Origin of the sequence: Streptomyces sp. NRRL F-6676 (assembly GCF_000725625.1) — a bacterium.
GTDB lineage: Bacteria > Actinomycetota > Actinomycetes > Streptomycetales > Streptomycetaceae > Streptomyces.
On record NZ_JOHS01000025.1, the window covers coordinates 28,968 to 53,145 of the forward strand.

General features: G+C 74.3%; 14 protein-coding genes. 4 read left to right on the forward strand and 10 right to left on the reverse strand.

What is annotated here, in order from left to right:
- Positions 1-82 precede the first annotated feature (82 nt).
- Entirely contained in the window at positions 83-571 is a 489-nt protein-coding gene (locus IO29_RS17550) for a pyridoxamine 5'-phosphate oxidase family protein (RefSeq protein WP_030380428.1), read from the forward strand.
- A gap of 23 nt (positions 572-594) precedes the next feature.
- Here the strand turns inward: IO29_RS17550 and guaA are convergent, their stop codons facing one another.
- A complete protein-coding gene (gene guaA / locus IO29_RS17555; RefSeq protein ID WP_030380429.1) occupies positions 595-2,169 on the reverse strand; it encodes a glutamine-hydrolyzing GMP synthase in 1,575 nt (524 codons plus the stop codon).
- Positions 2,170-2,525: 356 nt separating this feature from the next.
- Here guaA and IO29_RS17560 point away from each other — a divergent pair, with 356 nt between their 5' ends.
- Both IO29_RS17560 and IO29_RS17565 read left to right on the forward strand, forming a co-directional pair.
- Entirely contained in the window at positions 2,526-2,912 is a 387-nt protein-coding gene (locus IO29_RS17560; RefSeq protein WP_030380430.1) for a chorismate mutase, read from the forward strand.
- A gap of 597 nt (positions 2,913-3,509) precedes the next feature.
- Positions 3,510-4,616 carry an LAETG motif-containing sortase-dependent surface protein gene (locus tag IO29_RS17565; protein WP_030380431.1) on the forward strand — a complete coding sequence of 369 codons (1,107 nt, stop codon included), beginning with the start codon at positions 3,510-3,512 and terminating at the stop codon, positions 4,614-4,616.
- Positions 4,617-4,828: 212 nt separating this feature from the next.
- On the opposite strand, the gene IO29_RS40050 is transcribed toward IO29_RS17565, so the two are convergent.
- The 9 genes from IO29_RS40050 to IO29_RS17610 form a co-directional block, all read right to left on the reverse strand.
- Complete coding sequence (locus tag IO29_RS40050) at positions 4,829-6,685, reverse strand: GMC oxidoreductase (protein ID WP_030380432.1); 1,857 nt, start codon at positions 6,683-6,685, stop codon at positions 4,829-4,831.
- Between the two features lie 38 nt (positions 6,686-6,723).
- Positions 6,724-8,385: a succinic semialdehyde dehydrogenase gene (locus IO29_RS17575; RefSeq protein WP_030380433.1), complete on the reverse strand. Its 1,662-nt coding sequence runs from the start codon at positions 8,383-8,385 to the stop codon at positions 6,724-6,726.
- A gap of 124 nt (positions 8,386-8,509) precedes the next feature.
- Positions 8,510-9,331, reverse strand: coding sequence for an ATP-grasp domain-containing protein (locus tag IO29_RS17580; RefSeq protein ID WP_030380434.1), 822 nt, complete (start codon positions 9,329-9,331; stop codon positions 8,510-8,512).
- Positions 9,332-9,346: 15 nt separating this feature from the next.
- Entirely contained in the window at positions 9,347-10,336 is a 990-nt protein-coding gene (locus IO29_RS17585) for an ATP-grasp domain-containing protein (RefSeq protein ID WP_030380435.1), read from the reverse strand.
- 243 nt (positions 10,337-10,579) lie between these two features.
- Positions 10,580-12,418 carry a serine/threonine-protein kinase gene (locus IO29_RS17590; protein ID WP_030380436.1) on the reverse strand — a complete coding sequence of 613 codons (1,839 nt, stop codon included), beginning with the start codon at positions 12,416-12,418 and terminating at the stop codon, positions 10,580-10,582.
- A 53-nt stretch (positions 12,419-12,471) separates the two neighbouring features.
- Positions 12,472-14,205, reverse strand: coding sequence for a serine/threonine-protein kinase (locus IO29_RS17595; RefSeq protein WP_030380437.1), 1,734 nt, complete (start codon positions 14,203-14,205; stop codon positions 12,472-12,474).
- 144 nt (positions 14,206-14,349) lie between these two features.
- The gene (locus IO29_RS17600) at positions 14,350-16,296 is read right to left on the reverse strand and encodes a serine/threonine-protein kinase (protein WP_030380438.1); all 1,947 of its coding nucleotides are present in this window, start codon (positions 16,294-16,296) and stop codon (positions 14,350-14,352) included.
- Between the two features lie 306 nt (positions 16,297-16,602).
- Positions 16,603-20,127 (reverse strand): protein kinase, encoded by a 3,525-nt coding sequence (locus IO29_RS17605; protein WP_033225848.1) that lies wholly within the window; start codon positions 20,125-20,127, stop codon positions 16,603-16,605.
- A 221-nt stretch (positions 20,128-20,348) separates the two neighbouring features.
- Positions 20,349-22,682, reverse strand: coding sequence for a serine/threonine-protein kinase (locus tag IO29_RS17610; RefSeq protein WP_030380440.1), 2,334 nt, complete (start codon positions 22,680-22,682; stop codon positions 20,349-20,351).
- Between the two features lie 211 nt (positions 22,683-22,893).
- Between IO29_RS17610 and IO29_RS17615 the strand changes: the two genes are divergently transcribed.
- Positions 22,894-24,021, forward strand: coding sequence for a serine hydrolase domain-containing protein (locus IO29_RS17615; protein WP_030380441.1), 1,128 nt, complete (start codon positions 22,894-22,896; stop codon positions 24,019-24,021).
- Positions 24,022-24,178 lie beyond the last annotated feature (157 nt).

Sequence of the window (24,178 nt, forward strand, 5' to 3'; positions counted from 1 at the left end):
TTGGCGGGCGGTGACCAGGCACCGACCGGCCCTGTGCAATACCCGACACAAGGTGTCGTCTTTGCAGGCAATGATCAGTCGTATGGACACGACGCATGCGCGCGCACGATGGGCGGAGTTCGCGGCCGCGGAGCCGGAACTGGCGCGGACGGCCCAGGAGCGCTTCGATGCCTTCACCCACCACACACTGGCGACGCTCCGCAGGGACGGTGCGCCGCGCACCAGCGGGATGGAGGTGCGGTTCCTGCACGGCGAGCTGTGGTTCGGGATGATGCCGGACTCGCTCAAGGCGCTCGACCTGCGCCGCGATCCGCGCTTCGCGCTCCAGGCCAACCAGGGCCCGGGCACGGCGATGGGCGGCGGGGACGTACGGGTCTGCGGGCGGGCGGTGGAGGTGACGGACGCGGCGGTGCGGGCCGCGTACGTGGAAGAGGTGGAACCGCCGCAGCCGTTCCACCTCTTCCGCACCGAGCTGACGGAGGTCACGCGGACGGCCGTCGAGGACGACACGTATCTGGTCGTCCAGGTCTGGAAACCGGGAGAGCCGGTGCGGACCCTCCGGCGGACCTGAGTACCGCCCTCACGGGACGGTGCTCACTCCCACTCGATGGTGCCTGGCGGCTTGCTCGTCACGTCGAGGACGACGCGGTTGACGTCGCGCACCTCGTTGGTGATCCGGGTGGAGATCTTGCCGAGGACGTCGTACGGCAGCCGGGACCAGTCGGCGGTCATGGCGTCCTCGGAGGAGACCGGACGCAGCACGATCGGGTGACCGTAGGTGCGGCCGTCGCCCTGGACGCCCACGCTGCGGACGTCGGCGAGCAGCACCACGGGGCACTGCCAGATGTCGCGGTCCAGGCCGGCGGCGGTCAGCTCCTCGCGGGCGATCGCGTCGGCGTCGCGCAGCAGGTCGAGCCGCTCCTTGGTGACCTCGCCGACGATCCGGATGCCGAGCCCCGGGCCGGGGAACGGCTGGCGCTGGACGATCTCCTCGGGCAGGCCGAGTTCCTGGCCGACCATGCGGACCTCGTCCTTGAACAGCTTGCGCAGCGGTTCGATCAGCTGGAACTCGAGATCCTCGGGGAGGCCGCCCACGTTGTGGTGGGACTTGATGTTGGCGGTGCCGCTGCCGCCGCCGGACTCGACGACGTCGGGGTAGAGGGTGCCCTGGACGAGGAACTCGACCGCCGGGCCCTCGTCCGCGATGATCTCCGCCTGGGCCTGCTCGAAGACCCGGATGAACTCGCGGCCGATGATCTTCCGCTTCTGCTCGGGGTCGCTGACGCCCTTGAGCGCGGTGAGGAAGCGCTCGCTGGCGTCCACCACCTTCAGCTGCACGCCGGTCGCGGCCACGAAGTCCTTCTCGACCTGCTCGGTCTCGCCCTTGCGCATCAGCCCGTGGTCGACGTACACACAGGTCAGCTGCGAGCCGATGGCCTTCTGCACGAGGGCGGCGGCGACCGCGGAGTCCACGCCGCCGGACAGGCCGCAGATCGCGCGCTTGTCGCCGACCTGCTCACGGATGGCGGCGACCTGCTCCTCGATCACGTTGCCGGTGGTCCAGGAGGGGCTCAGGCCCGCACCGCGATAGAGGAAGTGCTCCAGGACCTGCTGGCCGTGCGTGGAGTGCATGACCTCGGGGTGGTACTGGACGCCGTAGAGCTTCTTCTCGTCGTTCTCGAAGGCGGCGACCGGGACGACGTCCGTGGAGGCGGTGACGCTGAAGCCGTCGGGGGCGGCGGAGCAGGCGTCGCCGTGCGACATCCAGACGGACTGGTCGGCGGGGGTGCCCTCGAAGAGCGTGGAGGACGGCTTGCTGACGGCCATCTCCGTGCGGCCGTACTCGCGGGCGCCGGTGTTGTCGACGGTGCCGCCGAGGGTCTGTGCCATCAGCTGGAAGCCGTAGCACATGCCGAAGACGGGGACGCCGGACTCGAACAGCGCGCGGTCGAGGGTGGGCGCGCCCTCCTCGTAGACGGAGGAGGGGCCGCCGGAGAGGATGATCGCCGCCGGGTTCTTGGCGAGCATGTCCTCGACCGGGGTGGTGCTCGGCACGATCTCGCTGTACACCCGGGCCTCGCGAACGCGGCGGGCGATGAGCTGGGCGTACTGCGCGCCGAAGTCGACGACCAGGACGGTGTCGGGGGTGGCGGGGGACGCTTCTGACACGGGTTGCCTTCCGGCGGATGAGCAAGGGGTGTGTGGGGTCGAGTCTACCGGGGGCGGGTGGGAGGCCGCGGCCGACGGTTCGCCGGGGCGGGGGTCGCTTCCTGGCGCCCGTCTCATCATGCGGGCCCGACTGGACGTGCCGTTTGCGCACGGCATACTGGCCCCATGCTCACCACGCACCCGACCTTCCTCTTTACCTATGGCAACCGGCCCGCCGGCTGCCATGGTCGTGCTGCTTGAGCAACTGACAAGCGACTTCCCAGGCGCCCCGGGCCACACAGGCCCGGGGCGCTCTGCGTGTGCGGGACCTGTCGCCCCCGGGGCCGTCGAGAGCCACCCCCGACAAGGAGCCCCCGATGACCGCGACCCACCCCGAGACCACCGGAACCATCGGAACCACCGAGGCCGCCGGATCCACTGAGGCCACCGGAACCACCGGTACCACCGAGAAGGCCGGGAGCACCGGAACCACCGAGAAGACCGGTGCCCGCACCGCCGAGGCCGCCGGCCTCATCACCGGCGCCCGCGACCGCATCGACGCCCTCGACGACCGCATCCTCGGCCTCGTCCAGGAACGCATGGCCGTCTCCGCCGTCATCCAGGACGCCCGCATCGCCTCCGGCGGCCGTCGCGTGAACCTCTCCCGCGAGATGGAGATCCTCGGCCGCTACAGCGACGCCCTCGGCAAGCCCGGCACCACCCTCGCCATGACCCTGCTCGAGCTGTGCCGCGGCCGGGTCTGAACCTCTCTTCCTCCAGTGCGTGACCCACGCCACAACTCGTCGTTGGTAGAGGTGTCCGTGCCAGCCAGGGGCGGGCCCGAAGAAACCACGCGTGGCTCCGCTGGGGCGATGAGACGTACGGGGTTCACGCCGTACGTCGTGGGACCTCGCCCCAGGCTTGTGACCGGACGGCAGGGGACAGCAGCCCGGTCACCCAAGAGACGGCCGGTCCCGGGGACGCCCGGGGCCGACCGGCGACGAACAACCACATGTCGACGGCGCTCCCCTCCCCCGCGCCGTTCCCCCCGGCACCGATGCCGCCCTGACCACCGGTGCCGGCGCAGAGAAGGGCCCCGTGGAACATCACGCCCGCCGCACCGGCGAATTCCACGGGGCCCTTCGCGCGCGCCCTGCCACCGCTGCGCGAAACCGCCAAGTCCCGCCACGCGACTCCATGTGACCCATTCCACATAAGAATTTCGTGAAGACGGGGACAACCATTGCCGGTTGCGGTCGGTCACACCATCGGAACCAAGGGCCACACCCGCGCCCCACACGCGGAGGCCTCCGCCGTTCGTGCCGCCAGGGGGGCGGTACGCCCGACTTCTCGAGGTCTTCATGAAGCTTCGCCGCGCTCTGGTCACCGCCGCCGCGACGGCCGCCATAGCCCCGCTGTCGCTGATGGCGGCGGGCGCCGCCTTCGCCGACACCGACCCGGCCACCGGTACCGGAACGACCCAGTCCACCGAAACGACAGGCACCACGCCGACCGACGACACCACCACCGGCACGGCCCCCGCCGCGGGCGACGACGCCGACGGCTCGGGTGACACCAGTACGCCCGGCGACGACACCACGTCCTCGGACGGCTCCGACTCCGCGGGCGACGGGACCGGCGACACCGACGGGACCGACAAGACCGGTGAGCAGCCGGGCGGCACGCCCTCGTCCTCCGCCCCGGCCACCCCGAGCGACGGTTCGACGGCCAAGGAGACCCCGTCCGACGACCCGTCCGACTGCCCGGTCGACGACAACGGCGACGACGGCTCCGCGCTGACCGTCGGCGTCTCCGGGCTGCCCGGAAAGATCGTCGCGGGCAGCGGCTGGCACAAGTTCACGCTGACCGCCGCCAACCACAGCGACCAGTCCCTCGGCACCGTGCAGTGGTTCGTGCTCGTCGACAACGACTCGGCGAGCGAGAACGAGAAGGACTGGCTGAGCAACTACGCCCGCGTCCAGTACCTCGACCCGGAGACCAAGACCTGGAAGTCGATCTCGGAGGACCTCGGCGACGGCATCTTCTTCGGCGAGACCGACCTCGGCGCCAAGGAGACCGTCGACATCCAGCTGCGCCTGGACATCACCGCCAAGGCCCCGGCCGGCGACGGCTTCACCGTGGGCCTGGGCGGCTACGTGGACGAGAAGCTGAACTGCGTCCACAACACCTTCGGCTACTACGAGTTCACCGTGCTCAAGCCCGGTAGCGACAACGAGAACCCGGGCCAGGCCACTCCGGTCGACAAGGGTGACAAGGGCGAGAAGCCGGTCGGCGGCAAGAAGCCGCAGGGCGGCGCCGCCGAGCTCCCGGTCACCGGCAGCCTCGCCGAGACCGGCTCCAGCTCGATGCTGCCGACCATCGGACTCGTCGGCGGCATCGCCGTCGTCGCCGGTGCGGGCGCGGTGTTCGCGGTGCGCCGCCGCAAGAGCGGGAACGCGGCCGTCTGACGGCCGTCGGGCCTCCCCGGAGGCCCGACAGGCGGGTCTCCCCGGAGGCCCGCCTCTCGCCTCGCAGAGCAGAGAAGAAGGACCTGAGCCAGGAGGGGGGCACAGGTCCTTCTCCTCTGTCCGCACAGGACCGAAAGCACAGAACCAAAACGCAAGGTCGAAACGCAGGGCCAAAACGCAGGGCCGAGAGCGAAGAACCGAAAACCAAGGGCCTACTTCTTCGGCGGCACCGCCGGCACCCCCAGGAACGGCAGCCGCAGCGCGCCGAACGCCTCCGCCGGGACCGCCGGGTGGCGTGGCTCCACCGGGTCGAGGCGCACGTACGCCGCCCCCGGCGCCGGACGCGGGTCCGGCTCGCCCTTGTTGGGCCAGTACGCCATCGCCCGCTCGGCCTGTGCCGTGATGGTGAGCGACGGGTTGACGCCGAGGTTGGCGGAGACGGCCGAACCGTCCACGACGGAGATGCCGGGATGGCCGTGGAGCCGGTGGTACGGGTCGATGACGCCGGTGTCGGCGGAGTCGCCGATGGGGCAGCCGCCCAGGAAGTGCGCGGTGAGCGGGGTGCCCATGAGTTCGCCGACGTTGCTGCCGGCGAAACCGTTGATCTCCTCGGCGAGGGCGGTCGCGGCCTCGGACGCCGCCCGGATCTGCTTCGGGTTGGGGGCGCCGTGCCCCTGCCGTGCCGTCAGCAGCCCCTTGCCCGTGCCGCTGGGCTTCAGATACGTCGTCAGTGAGTTGTCCAGCGACTGCATGACCAGCCCGATGATGGTCCGCTCCGACCACCGCCGGTTGGACAGCGAGCGCGCCATCAGCAGGGGGTGCCGGGCCGCGTTCGCCAGCCAGGCCAGTGCCCGCGAGCCGCCCTCCGCGTACGGCACCTGGAGGATGGACAGGCCGCCCATCGAGTTGGAGCCCTTGCCGTAGCGCACCGGTTCGATGTGGGTGCTGGCGTCCGGGTGGACGGACGACGTGATGGCGACGCCGCGCGTGAAGTCGGCCCGGGGCGCGCCGTGCGCCTTGCGATAGCGGCGGTCGTCGGTCTGTGCGCCCACCAGCGCCTCGGAGTTGGTACGGGTCAGCTCGCCCAGCCGCGGCGAGAGGTGCGGCAGCTGGCGGCCGGCCTTCATGCGGTGCAGGAGGGTCTGGGTGCCGTACGTGCCGGCCGCGAGGACGACCCGGCGGGCGGTGAAGAGGCGTCCGGCGCCCTTGCGGCGGTCGTCGGTGGGGAGGGTGGCGACGGCGTAGCCGCCGCGCGAGTCGTCGGTCACGGAGACGACCGTGGTCATGGGGTGCACGACCGCGCCCGCCTTCTCGGCGAGGTAGAGGTAGTTCTCGTTGAGGGTGTTCTTGGCGCCGTGCCGGCAGCCGGTCATGCACTCGCCGCACTCGGTGCAGGCCCGCCGGGCGGGCCCGGCCCCGCCGAAGTAGGGGTCGGGCACCTCCGCGCCCGGGGCGGCCTCGGCCTCGCCCGTGGCGTCCTTGCCGTCGCCGAAGAACACGCCGACGGGCGCCAGGTGGAAGGTGTCACCGACGCCCATCCGCTCGGCCGCCGCCTTGAGGTGGACGTCGGACGGGGTCATCGTCGGGTTGAGCCGTACGCCGAGCATGCGCCGGGCCTGGTCGTAGTACGGCCGGAGCTCCTCCTCCCAGTCCGTGATGTCGCGCCACTGGGGGTCCTCGAAGAAGGCCTTCGGCGGGACGTAGAGGGTGTTGGCGTAGTTGAGGGAGCCGCCGCCGACGCCCGCGCCGGCCAGCACCATGACGTTGCCGAGCAGATGGATGCGCTGGATGCCGTACATGCCGAGGCGCGGCGCCCAGAGGTAGTTCTTCAGGTCCCAGGAGTTCTTCGGCAGGCTCTCCCGGGCGAAGCGGCGGCCGGCCTCCAGGACGCCGACGCGGTAGCCCTTCTCGGTCAGCCGGAGGGCGGTGACGGAACCGCCGAAACCGGAGCCGACGACGAGGACGTCGTAGTCGTACGCGTGGGTGTCGGCGTGGGGGCGGACGTCGGTGCCGGCTTCCCGGTGGTGCCCGCCCGCGTCCCGGGTCCGGGCAGAGTTCTCCTGCGACACGTGCTCTCCTCGTTGAGAACGGGCGGTGGTGGGGTGGGTCAGCGCAGACGCAGCGCCTTCATCAGCCGCAGGCTCCGGCTCATGAACGCCGCGTACTTCTCGTCGTCCATGCCCAGCGACGGGGCCATCGGCAGCAGCCGCTGCTGGGCGACGGTCTGGGCCTCGGTGTACTTGAGGATGCCCTCGGAGCCGTGGCGGCGGCCGAGGCCGGAGTCCTTCATGCCGCCCATCGGCGACTGGACGCTGCCGTAGGCGGAGGCGTATCCCTCGTTGATGTTGACGGTGCCGGTGCGCAGCCGGGCGGCGATCGCGCGACCGCGCCGGGCGTCCTTCGTCCAGACCGACGCGTTGAGCCCGTACGACGTGGCGTTGGCGCGTTCGACCGCCTCGTCGTCGCATCCGAAGCGGTAGACGGAGACGACCGGGCCGAAGGTCTCCTCGCCGCAGACGGACATGGGGGTCTCGACGCCGTCGAGGATGGTCGGCTCGTAGAAGTACGGGCCGATGTCCGCGCGGGGCACGCCCCCGGCCACGACCCGGGCGCCCTTGGCGACGGCCTCCTCCACGTGCCGCGTGACGGTCTCCAGCTGGCGCTCGCCGACGAGCGAGCCCATGTCGGCGCCGTACGCGAGGGAGGTGCCGAGCCGCATGGCCTTCGTGCGGGCGGCGAAGCGCTCCAGGAAGGCGTCGGCGACCGACTCGTGGACGTACAGCCTTTCGATGGAGATGCAGAGCTGTCCGGCGGAGGAGAAGCAGGCGCGGACGGCGCCGGCGGCGGCCTTCTCCACGTCCGCGTCCTCCAGCACCAGCATGGCGTTCTTGCCGCCGAGTTCGAGCGAGACGCCGACGAGACGGGCGGCGGCGCCCTGGGCGACCTCGCGGCCGGTGCGGGTGGAGCCGGTGAAGGAGACGTAGTCCGCGTACCGGACGACCTCGGGCCCCACGACCGGGCCCTCGCCGAGCACGACCTGGAAGACCCCGTCCGGCAGTCCCGCCTCGATCAGCAGGTCACGGGCCCACAGCGCGGTCAGGCAGGTCTCGGTGTCGGGCTTCATGACGACCGCGTTGCCGGCCACGAAGGCGGGCAGCGCGTCGCCGACGGACAGCTCCAGCGGGTAGTTCCAGGGGGCGATCTGGCCGACGACGCCGCGCGGGTGGCGCAGTTCGGTGACCTTGGTCAGGGTCGGTACGGCGCCGGTGTGCCGCTTCGGCCGCAGGTAGGCGCGCGCCCTGCGGCCGTAGTGGCGGGCGGTGACGGCGACGGACTGCACCTCCTCGTGGGCGTGCAGCCGGGCCTTGCCGGTCTCCAGCTGGACGAGGTCGAGGACTTCGCCCTGGCGTTCGAGGAGCAGGTCGTGGAAGCGGAGCAGCACGGCGGCCCGCTCGCGTACCGGCACCTGCGCCCAGACGGTCTGCGCGGCGCGGGCCTCCTCGAACGCCTTCCGTACGTCCTCGGGCGTCGACTCGGGCAGGTCGGCGAGCTTCTCCCCGGTGAACGGGGTGTGGCTCGCGGTGCGGCCGGAGCCGACGACGCCCTTGGCCAACCGGGCGACCAGCTCCGGCGTCACCACGTCGGCGGCCGTGCGCACACCGTCGGGGGCGGGGGCGACGGGGTTGGTGCCGGCCGCCGCGTCCGGGTCGGACGGGGTGGTCCGGGTGGCCGTGCGGGGGGTCGGCGCGGGGGCCTGGGCGTCGGTCATGAGCCGCAGGGTATGCCGGGTCGCGGCGTTTTGGTACCCGTCGGTAACGACGATTCGCCACGCTTTCCGGGCCTTCACCGGGTGCACACATCGCGCCAGTGATCGCTGGCAGCGAAGGGGCTGATCAGGGGGTTGCGGTGGGCCGTGGCTCCCTGTCCCCGCCCGCCACGGCCAGGGCGAGCGCCGCCAGTGCCTCCGGGGCGCCGGACTGCCCCCGGATGCCGGGGAAGGCGTTGATGTCGACGATGAGCGGGGTGCCGTCGCCCGTGTCGAGGACGTCGACGCCGTACACGTCGAGCGCGAAGACCTCGCCGACGCGACGGACCAGGCCGGCCCAGCCGGCGGGCAGCCCGCCCCCGGGGAGCGGCCGGGCCGGCCCCCGTCCCTCGGGCGAGAGCTCCGACCGGCGCAGGGCGGCGAAGATCCGCTCTCCGACGGCCCACAGCTTGTGGTCGTCACCGCTGTTCGGCACGTAGTCCTGTACGACGACCGGTTCCCGCGGCATGGCGGCGGCCAGCTCCCGCAGCCGTACGTCGCTGTCGGCCCGCGCCACCAGGTCCCCTCTGCGGCTGTGGCGGCTCTTGACCACCACCGGGCCGGTGAGCGGCGGGCCGGCGGCCAGCTCGGCGAGGGTGGCGTGGGTGCGGGTGGCCGCGAACGGCAGCCCGGCCCGCAGGGCGAGGTCCGCCATGGCGGTGCGGTCCTGGCAGAGCGCGGTCGCCGCCGCCGAGTTGACGACGGGGGTGCCGCGCCGCTCCAGCGCGGCGGCGAGGTCCAGGGCGCGGGGGGTGCGGGCCTTGAGCAGATGGACGTCGGCGAGCGGCGTGGTGGTCGCGTCGGTCGTCTCCGGGTCCAGGTGCACCACCTGGTGCCCGGGAGTGAGCAGTGCGGTGGCGGCGGCGAGCAGTGGATGCCCGGGGGCGGACGTGATCAGGCCGATCCTCACGGGGTCCCCGGGCCCTCAGATGCGTTCGCGCGCGGCGGCGGTGACCTGCGCGGAACGGGGACGGGGCAGCTGCGGCGGCTCGACGGCGGTGTCGTGCCGCTCGGACGGCTGCGCGAAGGGCCGCTCGGACGGGTGCACGAAGGGCTGCTCGGACGGGTACGCGAAGGACTCTTCGGCGGCGCCGGGGGCCCGGCCCCCGTCGCGCGCCAGTTCGAGCACCGCACGGGCCACCCGGGCCGTCGCGTCCGGGACCCGGCGGAAGCTGGGGAAGTCGTTGACGTCGACGATGACGGGGCCGTCGGGTCCGAGCAGGACGTCGACGCCGTACAGGTCCAGGCCGTAGACCCGCCCGGCCCGGGCGACCACCGCGGCGACCTCCGCGGGGAGCGGCACACCGCGCTCGCGCACCGCGTGGTCCGGGTGGAGCGGGGAGCGGCGCTCGGTGGCGTAGAGCTCGCCGCCGACGCTGTAGACCTTGAGGTCCATCCCGGAGTTGGGGATGTACGGCTGGGCGATGAGCATGGACTCCCCCGCCAGTACGGGGACGAGCTCGGCGAGCCGGGCGGGCGATGTGACCAGGTGCACGGCCCGCCCCGAGCTGCCGTCGGCCGGCTTGACGACGAGGGGGTACTCCGACTCCGGTATCTCGGCCAGCAGTTCGGGCCGCGCGGCCGCGTAGGTCGGCGGGAGCGGCAGCCCGCGGCTGCGGCCGATGGCGGCGGCGAGCGCCTTGTCGCGCACGCCCCGTATCGACCGGGCGTCGTTGACGGTCGTCATGCCGACGGAGGCGGCGGCCTCCAGCAGGGTGAGCCCGGGACCGCCGGAGACGGTCTTGAGGACCCACGCGTCATGCGTGCCTGCCCATACGTCCTCGGAGACGCGCAGCAGGGAACTGCCCGGCCGCACGACGTCCACCTGGTGCCCCCAGGAGGTCAGTTGCCGGATCACCTCGACCGGCATCCCGTCGCGGCGGTATTGCTCCTCCACCAGGAAGCAGAGCCTCATCGACCTTCCCCAAACCCCCCGGACGTCCGCCGTTCCCATACGGCCTCCCGTGACGTCGCGCGACGCCACAGGATGTCATGAACCGCACGCGCGGATACCACCGGCACCGATGGCGATTCCGTACCCGGCCCCGATCACGCGCTCACGCGACGACCACCGCCGCCACGAGCGGAGTTGAGATCTCGACGGCATTGGCGGCGCCGGCGGGCGGGTTCGGCCGCCGGTGCCGCTGCGGGCGTGGGCTCAGAGCGTGTCGATGTCCAGGTTGGCCAGGGTCGTCCTCGCGACCTCGCGGCCCCTGGCGGTGACGTCGCCCTTGCCCGGGTAGCCGATCGTGACCTCGTACATGTCTCCCGCCGACGTCTTGTAGTAGAAGACGCGTTCCTCGCGGGGGCGGGGGTCGGTGCTGTCCGTGGTGGTGTAGGAGAGGGTGTTCTCCGCCGACGGTCTGCCGTGGAAGGTGGCCTTGCCGTCGGGGGCCGTGTGCGGGTTGGCCGGCATCTCGCGGCTGTAGTCGCCGTTGGCCTTCAGGTCGTCGTTGTCCGCGTACATCTCGGCCGCGGCCGAGGACTTGATGTCGTGGCCGGTGTCCTCCGCCTTGCGGGTCACGTGCAGGGTGAGGGCGATCGCACCGCTCGGGTCGGTGTACGTCACCCAGTTCTTGTCGGTGTCGTCGGCGGCCGGTTTCGTCTCGTTGTACGACGCCGGGGCCGGCAGGGTCGCGCCCAGGCTCGTCAGGTGGTGCTTGGTCCAGCCGTCGGGGAGGGGGCCCGCGAACGGGTCAGCGACGACCAGGTACGTCGCCACCGCCGCCGCGACGACCGCCGCGCCCAGGCCGCCCAGGACCCGCAGCAGGGTCTTGCGGCCGATGCGGATGCCGTCGGCGCCGTCGGCGGGCGAGGACAGCGTCACCCGCTGGGTCGGTGCCGGGGGCGGGGGCGGGGCCGCCGCCCGTTCCAGCAGGGCGCGAGCCCGGGGCTCGTCCGGGCGGTGCGCCGGGTCCTTGTGCAGCAGGGCGCCGATCAGTTCCGCCAGCGGTCCCCGCGCGGCGGCCGGCGGGGCGGGCGTGGCGTTGAGGACGGCCTGGAGCGTCGCCGGGGTGTTGCTGCGGCGGAACGGGGAGACGCCCTCCGTCGCCGCGTACAGCAGGACGCCCAGCGACCACAGGTCGGCGGCGGGGCCCGGGCGCCGGCCCAGCACCCGCTCCGGCGCGATGTACTCGGGGGAGCCGACGAAGCCGCCGGTGTCCGTCAGCCGCGTGTCGCCCTCGATCTGCGCGATGCCGAAGTCGGTGAGGACGACCCGGTCGTGACGGCCGAGCAGCACGTTGTCCGGTTTCACGTCACGGTGCAGCACACCCGCCGCGTGCGCGGCCCGCAGCGCGCCCAGCACCTCCAGGCCGACGCGCGCCGCCTCGCGCGCGTCGAGGGTGCCCTCCTGGAGCGCGTCGCCCAGGCTGCGGCCGTGGACCAGTTCCATCACGATCCACGGCCGGCCGTCGACCACGGCCACGTCGTGCACGGTCACCACCGCCGGGTGGTCCAGGCGGGCGGCGGCGCGGGCCTCGCGGCGCATGCGTTCGAAGACGGTGGCGCGGTCCTTTTCGGACAGGTGGTCGGGGACCCGCGGCTCCTTGACCGCGACCTCCCGGTCCACCGTCTCGTCCTTGGCCCGCCACACCGTGCCCATGCCGCCGTGGCCGAGGCGGGAGAGGAGGCGGTAACGCCCGGCGACGAGGCGCCCGGCGCCGGGGGCGGAGGCGGGTGGCGGGGCGGCGGGTGCGTCCGGCCGGGTCTGTGCGCCGGGGGCGGCAGGCGTGCCCGGTCCGGTTCGTGCGCCTGGTCCGGCAGGCGAACCCGGTCCGGCCTGTGCGATCGCCGGCTGCGGCTGTGGGTGCGGCCTCGGCCGCTGCTGCTCGGGCCGCTGCCGCGGCGGGTGCGGGTGCGGCTGCTGTGGCTGCTGTGGCTGCGCACTCGGTTCCGCGTACGGGTTGCCCGGGTACGGCGCAGGCGCGCGCGGTGGTTGCAGCGCGTAGCTCGTCGGCTCGTCCGGTCCCGGTGGGGCTCCCCCGTTGTCGCTCATGCCCCATGCTTAGCGCGGGAGCGGGGGGCGGCACCACACCCGTCCGAAACCGGTCACCCACCTGTGACACTGGCCGCCGTGAACGTGTCCACCGCCACGTCGAAGTACTCCCTCGCCTCCCGTACCTTGCCGACCGGCGCCGACACCCACACGTCGTACATCCGGCCGCCCTCGTCCCAGCACAGGTCGTAGGTGTGACGCGGACCCTCGGCGGCCGTGTCGAAGCCCTCCCAGGTGAACTCCCACAGCGCCGCCGGGTGCCCGCCGTGCCCGGTGCGGGTGACGCTGCCGTCGTGGTAGCCCGGGTTCGAGGACGGGCCCCCGGCGTGCGCCCGGCGCATCACCGCGAGCGGGCCGCGCGGGTCGGGGTCGGTGACCTTGATGCCGATGCGGACGTGCCCGCCCGCGGACATGTAGAACACACGCTCGCCCTGGGACCGGCGCGTGAAGCCGTCCGGTACGGCGAGCGAGAAGCCGTCCGGGTCGCGTACGGTCCGGTAGCCGGACGGGGCCGTGTGTCCGGCCGCCGTGGAGGCGGTCGTCGAAGCGGTCGGGCCGGAGGCCGGGGTGGACGCGCTCGTGGACGCCCTCGTGGATGCCCCCGGCGACGCCACCGTGGTCGTCGGCCCCGTCGCGGTCACCGACGCCCCCGGGCCCGTACGCCCGGGCTCCCCGCCCCCGCCGCCGTCCCCGTGCACCAGCAGCGCCGCCGCCGTGACGCCCGCGCCCGTCAGCGCGGCGACCAGCGCCGCCGCCAGCAGCAGGGCGCGCGTCGAGTACCGTCCCGGCGGCCGTGGGGTGACGGGGGGCGTGGCTGCGGGCGCCTGCGGCACATCCCGTTGTGTCGGGGTGTACGAGGGCGTGCGCGCCAGATACGAGCCGAGCGGCGTGCGCCCCGCCGTGCCGCGCGCCAAGCGCCCCGGCGTGCGCCCCGTCGCCGTCCCGCGCGGCGCACGCCCCGTCTCGTGCACCTCCCGCAGCAGCCGTTCCGCCTCCGTCGCGCCCATGCGCCGCTCCGGGTCGCGGTCGAGCAGTCCCCGTACGACGGGCAGCAGCGGCCCCGCCCGCTCCGGTGGCCGGATGTCGTCGAGTACGACGGCGTGCAGCACCTCGCCCAGCGAGTCCCGGCGGAACGGCGACTCGCCGCTCAGCGCCGCGCACAACAGCGCGCCCAGCGACCACAGGTCGGACTCCGGCCCCGTCCCGGCCCCGGTCATCCGTTCGGGCGCGGTGTACTCGGGCGAGCCGACGAAGGACCCGGTCTCGGTCAGCGTCGTCGCGCCGGCGACCTGGGCGATGCCGAAGTCCGTGAGGACGACCCGGCCGGTGCCGCGCTCCAGCAGCACATTGGCGGGTTTCAGATCACGGTGCAGCACCCCGGCCTCGTGCGCCCGGCGCAGCGCACCGAGCAGATCGACCCCGATGCGCGCCACCTCCCGCACGTCCAGGGGACCGTCGGCCGCGAGACGGTCGGCGAGCGAACCGCCGTCGATCAGCTCCATGACGATGTACGGGCGTTCGTCGTCCTCCACGACGTCATGGACGACGACGATGTGCGGATGCCCCAGCTGCGCGACCGCGCGCGCCTCCCGCAGCGTACGGTCGCGCCGGGCGCGGGCCTCCGTCGCGGAGAGCGAGTCGTCGAAGGGGAGCTCCTTGACCGCCACGTCCCGGGCGAGCAGTTCGTCGGTGGCACGCCAGACGACGCCCATTCCGCCGCGCCCCAGCCTGTCCCGAAGCCGGTAACGGCCCGCGATCACACGGACGTTCTCCCCCTCGGTCCCCATGCGCCCCATCATGCCGCACCCCACCGCCGCCACCCCGTGCGACGGAAGGCGGTCGGCCGACAAGCGACGTTCGGGGCCGGGCGCACGGCAGCACGGACGGTGGACTTCGGGGGCGCGCGGCCTCCGGTCGCTCCCGGCCGCCGCTCAGCCCTGGGCCGGCGGGCGCCACCCGCGCAGCATCTTGTCGAACTGCGGCCGTACCGTGTCCCAGTCGCCCGCCGGCGAGGAGAAATAGAGCACGTACTCGACGCCGTCCCGGCTGATGTACGCCTGTTCGATGGCCCGGCGCGGGCCCGGGAAGGGTCCGTCCTTGGCGAGCGCCGTCCAGGTGAAGTCCCACAGCGCGCCCTGGCAGTCGCGGTAGGTGTTGGCCACCAGGCTGACCCGCTTGTAGTTCACCAGCCGCTTCAACTGCTGTTCCAGGTCGATCTGGTGTGCGTACGCGCTGTCGAAGTCGGGGGAGTCGTCGATGGCGACGCGCAGGAAGTGCTCGCCCCCGTCGGGCGTGTAGTCGATCTGGGTGCCCTCGACCTGCCGCTTCCAGCCGTCGGGGACGACGACGCTGAAGCCCAGCGGGTCGTCGACGCGCTGCCAGCCGTCGGGGACCGCCCCGGACGCCGTGTCGTCGGCGCCGGACGAGGCGGACGCGGAGGGGGAGCCGGAGTCCGAGGGGGAGGTGGTGGCCGTGTCGGCCGCGGAGGTGTCTCCCCCGCGGCCGTCCGTGCCGCCGTTGCCGACGTAGTTCCAGGCCAGCGCGCCGCCGGCGCCGACGACCACGGCGAACGCCAGTACGAGCGCGATCGTACGGCCGCGGCGGCGCGGCCGGCCCCCGGCACCCGGGGGCGCCGACTGCGGGTGGGCGGTGGCGCCGAAGGGGGGCGTCGCGGGGTGGGCCGTGGCGCCGAAGGGCGGCGTCGCGGGGTGGGCGGGGCCGCCGGGCGCCCCGGGTATGTGCGTGCCGACGGTGGCCCGCCCGGGCACCGGCGTGGCCGTGTGCCCGGTGGCGGGCGTGTGGCCCGCGGCCGGGTTCGTGACCTGACCTGCGGCAACGCCGCCGGAGGAGGAGGAGTTGGTGACGGCCGTGCCGACACCGTTGGCGGTGGACACGTGCGGGGCCCCGGAGGCGTCCGGGAAGCCGCCGGGCGTCACCGCCGTGCGCCGCCCGTCGGCCGCGCTCCCGCTGTCCGGCCCGTCCGGTACGTCGCCTTGCGCGGTGCCCGCGCCGCCGATGTCGACGTGCCGGGTCGGGACGTACGCCTGTGCCGCGCGGGGGCGGCGGCCCTCCGCCGCCTCGGCGAGCATCTGTTCGGCCTCGGCCGCGCTCGGCCGCGTCGCCGGGTCCTTGCGCAGGAACGCCTCGATCACCGGGCCGAGCGCGGGTCCGGCGTAGCGCGGCGCGGGGGGCTCCTCGTCCACCACGGCCTGCATGGTGGTCAGCGGCGAGGTCCGCCGGAACGGCGAGCGGCCCTCCACCGCCGTGTACAGCGTGGCCCCGAGCGCCCACAGGTCGGAGGCGGGCCCGGGGTCCTGGCCGACCACGCGTTCGGGGGCCAGATAGTCGACCGAACCGACGATCTCCCCGGTGCGGGTGATGGTCGTGTCACCCTCGACCTGGGCGATGCCGAAGTCGGTGAGCAGCACCCGTCCGTCGGTGGCGAGCAGGACGTTGCCGGGCTTGACGTCGCGGTGCACGACGCCCGCCGCGTGCGCGGCGCCCAGGGCGCGCAGCACCCACAGCCCGATCCGGGCGGCCTCCGCCGGTTCCAGCCGCTCCCGGTCCCGGACGGCGTCGGCGAGCGAGCCGCCCTCGACCAGCTCCATGACGATCCACGGCCGGTTGTCGTGCTCCAGCACGTCGTGCACGGTGACGACGGCCGAGTGGTTGATCCGCGCGGCCGCCCGCGCCTCGGTCTGGGTGCGCGCCAGCAGCACCGCCCGGTCACTGTCGGTGACGTAGAGCGCGGCCGTCAGCTCCTTGATGGCGACCGACCGGTGGAGCACCTCGTCCCGGGCGCGCCATACGCGGCCCATGCCGCCGCTGCCGATCGGGTCGACGAGCCGGTAGCGTCCCGCGAGAAGCAGGCCCTGCATCTGATTCACGTTTCCCCGCAATGGTCTTGACAGAGCCAGCGTAAAGATCTGTACCCACACTGGGAACCGGCGGGGTACTACGGAAACGACACTGTGACGCTTGGGACTTGCGGGATCTGGTGTTGCGTCAGGGGTGCGAGTGACGACATAACACCCGATGCCCGACGGGTGGAGGGGGCCCAGCGGGGACCCGGCGGGGGCCCGCGGGGGCCTGTACGGCCGACGCCCGACGGCCGTTCGACGACGGCGTCGTACGGCCGGCCTACTGGCCGTCGGCCGGGGCCCCGCGCCTCGGTCGTCCGGCCGTCAGCCGGTGGCCTTGTACGTCCGTTCGGCCTGTTCGTAGAGGCGGGTGACCTCGTCCCGCTCGGCCTCCGGGCCGCGCACCTGCACCACGTGGTACCGGTTGCCGAGCAGCAGCACGAGGTTGCGCACGTACAGCTCCTTGCCGCCGTCCGTCCAGGTGAACTGGCCCTCCGCCATGGTCCGTCCGCCCACGTCGATGCGGCGCATCCCGGTGGACGTCGCCCAGGTCGAGTCCCGGAACGGCTGCGTCTCCGGTTCCTTCTCGCGCTGGTACGTCAGCAGGTCGGTGCCGTACTTGCCCGTGCTGTCCCGGCCCGGTACGACGATCAGCTCGAACTCCCCGTGGGAGTAGACGACCTGGCCGCTGCCGTTCTTGGGCGCACGGTCCCAGCCGTTGGCGACGGCGACCCGGAAGCCCTCGCTGTCCTTGCGCAGGGTGAAGCCCTGGGCGACGCCGGAACCGCCGTCGCTCTGGGCCTGCGAGTCGTCGTCGGCGGACTTCGAGGGGCTCTTGGCGGCGTCGGGTGACGTAGCGCCGCCCCCGGGGCCGCCGCCCTTCTCCGACGGTGCGGGAGCGGCGCTCGCCTCGCCCGCGGCTCCGGTGCGGTCGGCGCCCGCGCCGTCGTCGCGCGCCCCGTTCTTCGGCAGGAACACCACGGCGTACGCCACCGCCGCGGCCATCGCCAGCAGTATCAGCACGAGCAGGGTGCGGCCGAGCCGGCGCGGGCGGCCGGCGCGGGCGCCCCGGTGGCGGGCGCGGGTGGCGACGGGCAGCCCGGCCCTGCGGCGCCGGACGAGTTCGCCGCGGCGCCGGAGGATGGGCAGCCTGCGGGTGTCGACGGGGGGCGCGGACACGACGTGCGCGCCGGCCTCCGGCTCGGGCGCCGAGCGCACGAGCGAGCGCAGCCAGCCGCGCAGTTCCTCGAAGTCCGGGCGTTCGGTGGGGTCCTGGCGCAGCAGCGACTCCACGACCGGCCGCAGCGGGCCGCACTCCTCGGCGAACGCGGGCGGCTCCGCGCACACCAGCTGGACCAGCTCGGCGGTGTTCTCCTCGGGGTACGGGGCGTGCCCCTGGACCGAGCGGAACAGCAGCGCGCCGAGCGCCCACAGGTCGGTGGCGGGGCCGATGGGCGCGGCCAGCTGCCAGTTCTCGTGCACGGGGCCTGCCTGCTCGGGCGCCCAGCGCTCGGTCACGGGCCCGACCAACGTCATCCGCGCCTGCCGCGCCCGCTCCGCCTCCAGCGCGGTACCGGGCCCACGCTGGGGCGCACGCCCGGGCGCGCTGCGGCCCCAGTGCGCGGGGGGCGCGTCCTGAGCGCGCGGGGCGCCGGGGTACGGGGCGGGACGGTCACCGGCGCCGTAGGCCGGGCACGCGTCCCCAGCCGGGTCGGGACGGCCGGAGACGGCGGGTCCACCAGGGGGGCCGTACGCCGCACGACCGGCGGAGGTGCCGTACTCGACGTACCCGGCACCCTCGGCCGGGGCAGCGGGCCCGGCGGGGCCGGTGACGCCGCGCCGCGGTCCGTACGCCGTCCGGTGCGCCGAGGTGTCGTGCTCGACGGGGTCACCCGTGGGGCCGGAGGCGAGGGGACGCCCCTGGGAGTCGTACCCGGCCCGGCCGGCCGCAGAGCCGTAGCCACCGGGGCGCCCCGCGGGACCGGGCACGGGAGGACGTTCCTGGGGGCCGTGCCCCGATCGCCCCGCGGAGGCGCCGTAGCCGCCGGCCGGGACGCCGGGGGCACCGGAGCCGTCCCGGGGGCCGTACCCCGCCCGGCCCGCCGATCCGCCGTACCCCGTGGGGTCCCCCGCGGAATCGGCTCCGGAGGGACGGCCCTGGAGGCCGGGGCCATGCCCCTCGCGCCCCGCCGGCGGGCCGTAGCCGGCCGGGTCGCCCGGAGCGCCGGGGGCGGCGGGACGCCCCTGGGAGCCGTACCCGGCCCGGCCGGCCGGGGTGTCGGACGCGGCTCCGCCGCCGGGCGCGGTCCGGCCGCCCGGTGTGCGGTACGGGTTCGGGTCCTCCGCGGTGCCGGGGGCTCCCGGCTGGTCCGGAGCGGTGCCGTACGCCGCCGGGCCCTCGGGACCGGTGCCGTAGGGGCTCTGCCCGCCCGGCGCGCGGTACGCGTTCACGCCGCCGGGAGCGCCCGGGCGCGCCGGACCGCTCGCGGCACCGGGGCCGTACGCGCCCGGCCTGCCCAGGACGCCGTACGGGTCCGCGATCCGGCCGGGAGCCGGCGCCTGTTCCACGCCGTGCGCGGGATCCTGGCCCGACAGCGCCTGCGGAGGCATCGCCTCCCGGCCGCCGTCAGGGTCCGCCGCGTCCGCCCCGGACTCCGGGCGGCCGGGCGGAAGGCTGTTCGCCGGGCGCGGCGCGGGGAGCGCCGCGCGGCTGTTGCGCTCCTCCTCCTGCACGCGCGCGGCGGCGCGCGCCCCGGCGCGGTAGGCGGCGATCGCCCCCGCACGCGCCGCCCGCACGTCGTCCCCGGCCTCCAGCGCCCTGGGCCCGGGCGCCAGTACGCCCCCGGAGCCGCCCTGCGGGGTCATCGCCCCGTTCGCGCGGGCCTCGAGCGCCGCGCGGCGCGCCTCTTCCGCGTCCGCCGCGTTCATGCCGCCGGCCACGGCCCCGAGGGCGCCCTCGGCCGGTGCGCTCACCATCCCGCCGGCGGCACCCACGGCACCCCGCATCCCGGGACCCACGCCCGGGCCACCGGGTCCGCCGCCCCGGGCCCCCGGAACCAGCGGTCCCGCGCCCGCCGCACCCGGGCCGGGAACGGCCGGGCCTCCGGCCCCCCCGGGCGCCCCGGGCCGGGCGCCGGGCCCCCGGAAGGTGTCGGGCACGACACCGGGTGCCCCGGCGCCGCCCTCGCCGCCGGGCCCCGGCCCGGGCTCGACGTCCGGCGGCGGCACCGGGTCGTAGCCGCACAGCGCCTCCTCCGCCGCGCCGACCGCGAGCCCGGTGAGCATCACCCGGCCGTCGTCGCAGACGAGCACCGTCCGCGCGGTGATGTTGCGGTGCACCCAGCCGTGCGCGTGTAGCACCCGCAGGGCGGTCAGCACGTCGGAGGCGACCTCGGCCGCGCGGTAGGGCGTCAGCGGCTGGTCGGCGAGGAGCGTCGCCAGCGACCGCGCGGGCACCAGCTCGCTCACGACCCACAGCGAGCCGCCCTCGGCGAACACGTCGAACACCTGGTCGAGCCGCGGGTGGTCGGGGATCCGCGCGGCGGCCTGCGCCGCCTCGATCGCGCGCCGCACCGCCGGATCGGCGGGCCGGCGCGTGGCCCCCCGCCCGCCGGGACCGCGCGCCCCGGCACTCCGCGCACCGGCGTCCCGGGCCACGAAGCCGTCCGGCAGCCCGTCCGCGTCGAGCACCTCCGCCTCGACCACCTCCGGCAACGGCACCTGCCGGATGAGGACTTCCTGCCCGCTGTAGGTGTCGAAGGCGCGTCCGTCGGCGAGTTCGTCCTCGTCGGCGGCCGGCAGCGGCAGGCGGTAGCGGTCGGCGAGGACCCGTCCCGCGTAGTCGTCCACGATGCCTCCCCCGGCCGGCCGGCTGGTCAATTCCGCTCGCCTTGCGCCCCGTTGTGGCTTCGTACGGTTCGCAACCACTCACGATACGTGCCGTAGGCAACCCGCATGGAGGGATATGACATCTCGCCGCCCCAGAACCGTACGGAACGTAACGTCAGCCCGGCCGGCCTGTCACCGCACGTGACGACAGATGGCGCTTCGCCCCGTTATATGACGCCACCTCACGACTTGGGCTCAAAGGTGGTGTTCAGCGTCTTCCACGTGCTCTTGCGCAGGCTGGCGCCCCACCCGGCCGACTTCGCCGAGTACATCAGCGCGTAGCCCTGGTGGTCGTTGACGACGAAACCCCGGTCGATCACCCGGTACTTCGTCCCGTCGTCGGAGTAGGTGAACTCCCAGTCGGCCGTGTTCCAGCCGCGGTAGTCCACCTTCTCTATTCGGATCCGGTGGTACTGGGCCCGGGTCATGTAGCGCTCCTGGTTCTTCCAGTCCGCCACCGGGTCGTCCTTGGGCGTAGAGGTCCAGGCGATCAGCAGCCGCTGTCCGTCGGGGCCGGTGAACCGGGCCCCGGCCGAGTCCGTCGTCCTGTACTTCCATCCCTTGGGCAGCCCGATGGAGAACCCCTGAGCGCCCTTGTACGTGGTCACCTTGCCGCTGCCGGAGGAACCGGACGAACCCGAGGAGCCGTCCGACGACGAGTCCGAGGACCCGGACGCCCCGGACCCTTCCTCACCCTCGTCCGCGCTCGTGGCGGAGCCCGCCGTCGAGCCGTCCGCCGACCGCTCGTCCGCCTCCCCGCCCCCCTTGCCGGTACCGGTACCGGTGCCGCTGCCCTTCCCGCTGCCGCTCTTGCCGGAGCCGCCGCCGCTCGCCCCGCTGGAGGCGGCCGCCTTGGTGCCGGCGCCCTTGTCGTCCTTCGAGCCGTCGTCGCCCAGCGTCAGCGCGAGCACCGTGCCGAGCACGGCGAGCACCACGACCACGGCGACGACCACCAGCGCCCGCTTCGGGACCACGTCGGTGATCGGCGCCCGGGGCGGCGACGCGGGCCGCCGCGGACGGTCCGGCTCCGGCACCGCGGGCCATCCCGAACTGGTCTTCCCCGAACCGGAGTTCGACGCGACGACCGCGGTGCCCCCCATGCCCCCCGCCCGCCCGCCGGAAGCCCCGGAGGCGGTCGAGGACGAGCGCGGGGAAGAGGAGGGGGCCGGGGAAGCGGCCTGGGAAGCGGCCGGTGCCGCGGAGGCACCCGCGGCACCCGACGACACCGCCGCGCCGCTCCTGGCCGCGCTCGCGCTCGCGCCCTTCGTCGCGCCCGTACCCGCCGGCTTCGTACCGGCCGTCGCCGTCCGTGGAGAGGCCGGGGAACTCACGGATCCCGCGGCACCGGCCGCGCCGGCGGCACCCACGGCGGCGGACGCCGACGCCGGGCCGGCCCCCGCGGTGCCGGACTTCTCCTCCGTGACGGACCCGGTCCCGCTCCCGGCCGCCGGCTCCGCCCCGCCCCGCTTGGAGCGGGCGGTCACCGAGGCGGTCGCGGCACCCGCGGCCTTGCGCACCGAACGCAGCGCCCCGCGCAGCTTCTCCGCCGCCTCCTCGCCCCGCCTGCCGGTGGCACCGTCGGCGCCCGCGCCCTCCTCGGGCACCGGCGGCAGCGCCACCACCCGCGTGGCGTCCACCGGCTCCGGGCCCGCCTCCTTGGGATCGGCGGCGTTGATCACCTCGTTGAGCATCGCCCGGGCGCCCGCGTCGTCCAGCCGCTGCTCGGGGTCCTTGGCGAGCAACCCGAAGATGACGCTCCGCAGCGGGCCGGCGTTCTTGGGCTCCTCGACGGGCTCCGTCATGACCGCCGTCAGGGTGGCGATCGCCGAGCCCTTGTCGTACGGCGGAGTGCCCTCCACCGAGGCGTACATCAGCCCGCCGAGCGACCACAGGTCCGCCGCCGGCCCCGGCTTGTGCCCGCGCGCCCGCTCCGGGGAGATGTAGGAGGGGGCGCCGACGAGCATGCCGGTCGAGGTGATGGACGGGTCGCCCTCGACCTGCGCGATGCCGAAGTCTGTCAGCACCACCCGGCCGTCCTCGGAGATCAGCACGTTGGACGGCTTCACGTCCCGGTGCAGGATCCCCTCACGGTGCGCGGCCCGCAGCACGTCCAGGACCGCGAGCCCCACCTCGGCGGCGCGCCTCGGCTCCAGCACGCCGTCCTCACGGATGACCTCGGCGAGGGACTTGCCCTCGATCAACTCCATGACGATCCAGGGCCGGTCGTCCTCCTGCACGACGTCGAAGACCGTCACCGCACCCGTGTTGCGGATCCGCGCGATCGCCTTCGCCTCGCGCAGCGTCCGCGTGATCAACCGGCGCTTCTCCTCCTCGTCGATGCTCGACGGGAACCGCAGCTCCTTCACGGCGACCGTACGGCCGAGGGTCTCGTCCTCGGCCCGCCACACCGTGCCCATGCCGCCGCGGCCGAGGACCCCTCCCAGCCGGTACCGCCCGGCGAGGAGACGTCCGCTCTTGTCCTGACGGGATGACCCCGCCCGCTCCGCCTCCGACATGCGTCCCCTCATGCAACCCGCCCTGACAGAGCCTTCATTGTTACTCACGCACGGACCACCCGGCGCCCAGGGTGCCCCGTACGGCGGCCCGCCGGGGGCCGCACGGCACCGGCGGCCGGACAACCGTCCGGAGCGGGCACGCTCCCACCACCTGGTGCGCGGGGGCGGCCGGCGGTCCTCCATGATGTGCGGTGACGAAACGAGGACGCCGATGCCGCTGCGCCGGGCCTGCCGCTCCCTGGCGGCCGTGGCCCTGACCCTCCCCCTGCTCGCCCTCGCCCCCCGGGGCCCGGCGGACACGGCCGGCCCCGCGGCCCGGGCCCGCCCGGCGACGGACACGGTCCTCTCCCTCCTGGTCGCCCGCGGCGGAGTCCGCGCCGGCGCACTCCTCGCCCAGGACCCGACGGGCACTCACTTCGCGCACGCCGAGGCCGATTCGGCCCTCACCAGCACCAGCACCGGCACCGGCACCGAACCCAGGTCCGGGGACAGCCTCCACCCCGCCGACCACTTCCGCGCCGGCAGCGTCACCAAGACCTTCCTCGCCACCGTCGTCCTCCAACTCGCCGCCGAACACCGGCTGTCGCTGTCGGACGCCGTCGAGGACCACCTGCCCGGGCTGGTGCACGGTCACGGCAACGACGGCCGCACCCTCACCCTGCGCTCCCTGCTCACGCACACCAGCGGACTGGCCGACTTCACCGCGGACACCGAAGGCATGGTTCCCGTGACCCCGCGTCAGGCCGTACGCATCGCTCTCACCCACTCCCCCGCGGCACCCGGCCGCTTCTCGTACTCCAACACCAACTACGTACTGCTCGGCATGGTCGTCCGGCAGGTCACCGGAGACTCGTACGCCGACGAGGCCGAGCGCCGCATCCTCACCCCCCTGCGTCTCACGGGCACGTCCTTCCCGGGCGCCCGCACCACGCTCCCCTCCCCGCACGGGCGGGCCTACGCCGCCGACGGGTCCGACGTCACCGAACTCGACCCGCGCGTGGCCGGCGCGGCGGGTGAGCTCGTGACCACGCTCGCCGACCTCGACCGCTTCTACGCGGCCCTGCTCGGCGGCGGACTGCTGCCCCCGTACTGGCTGCACGAGATGCTCGACACCCGCACCGCACATGGGGTGTACGGCTCCGGGATCTATCCGGTGACCCTTCCGTGCGGCACCACGGTGTGGGGACACGACGGCCGGATACCGGGCAGCTACGTGCGCACCGCGGCCACCGTCGACGGTCGTCGTGTGCTCACGTACCGCGTGAACACGGACGCCTTCGCAGACTCCGGTCTCGAGCGGGCCCTGCTGTCGGCCGAGTTCTGCGTCCGCACCCCGTAGAACGACCGGGTTCCGAACGGAGATCCCGCTCCGGTCCACCCGTTCGAGTGAACCCGGCCCGGTCGACCCCACTCAACCGGACCGTCGGCCGGTCGACCCCGCTCAACCGGACCGTCGGCCCGCCGACCCCGCCCAGCCCGGCAGGCGGCCCGGCCGG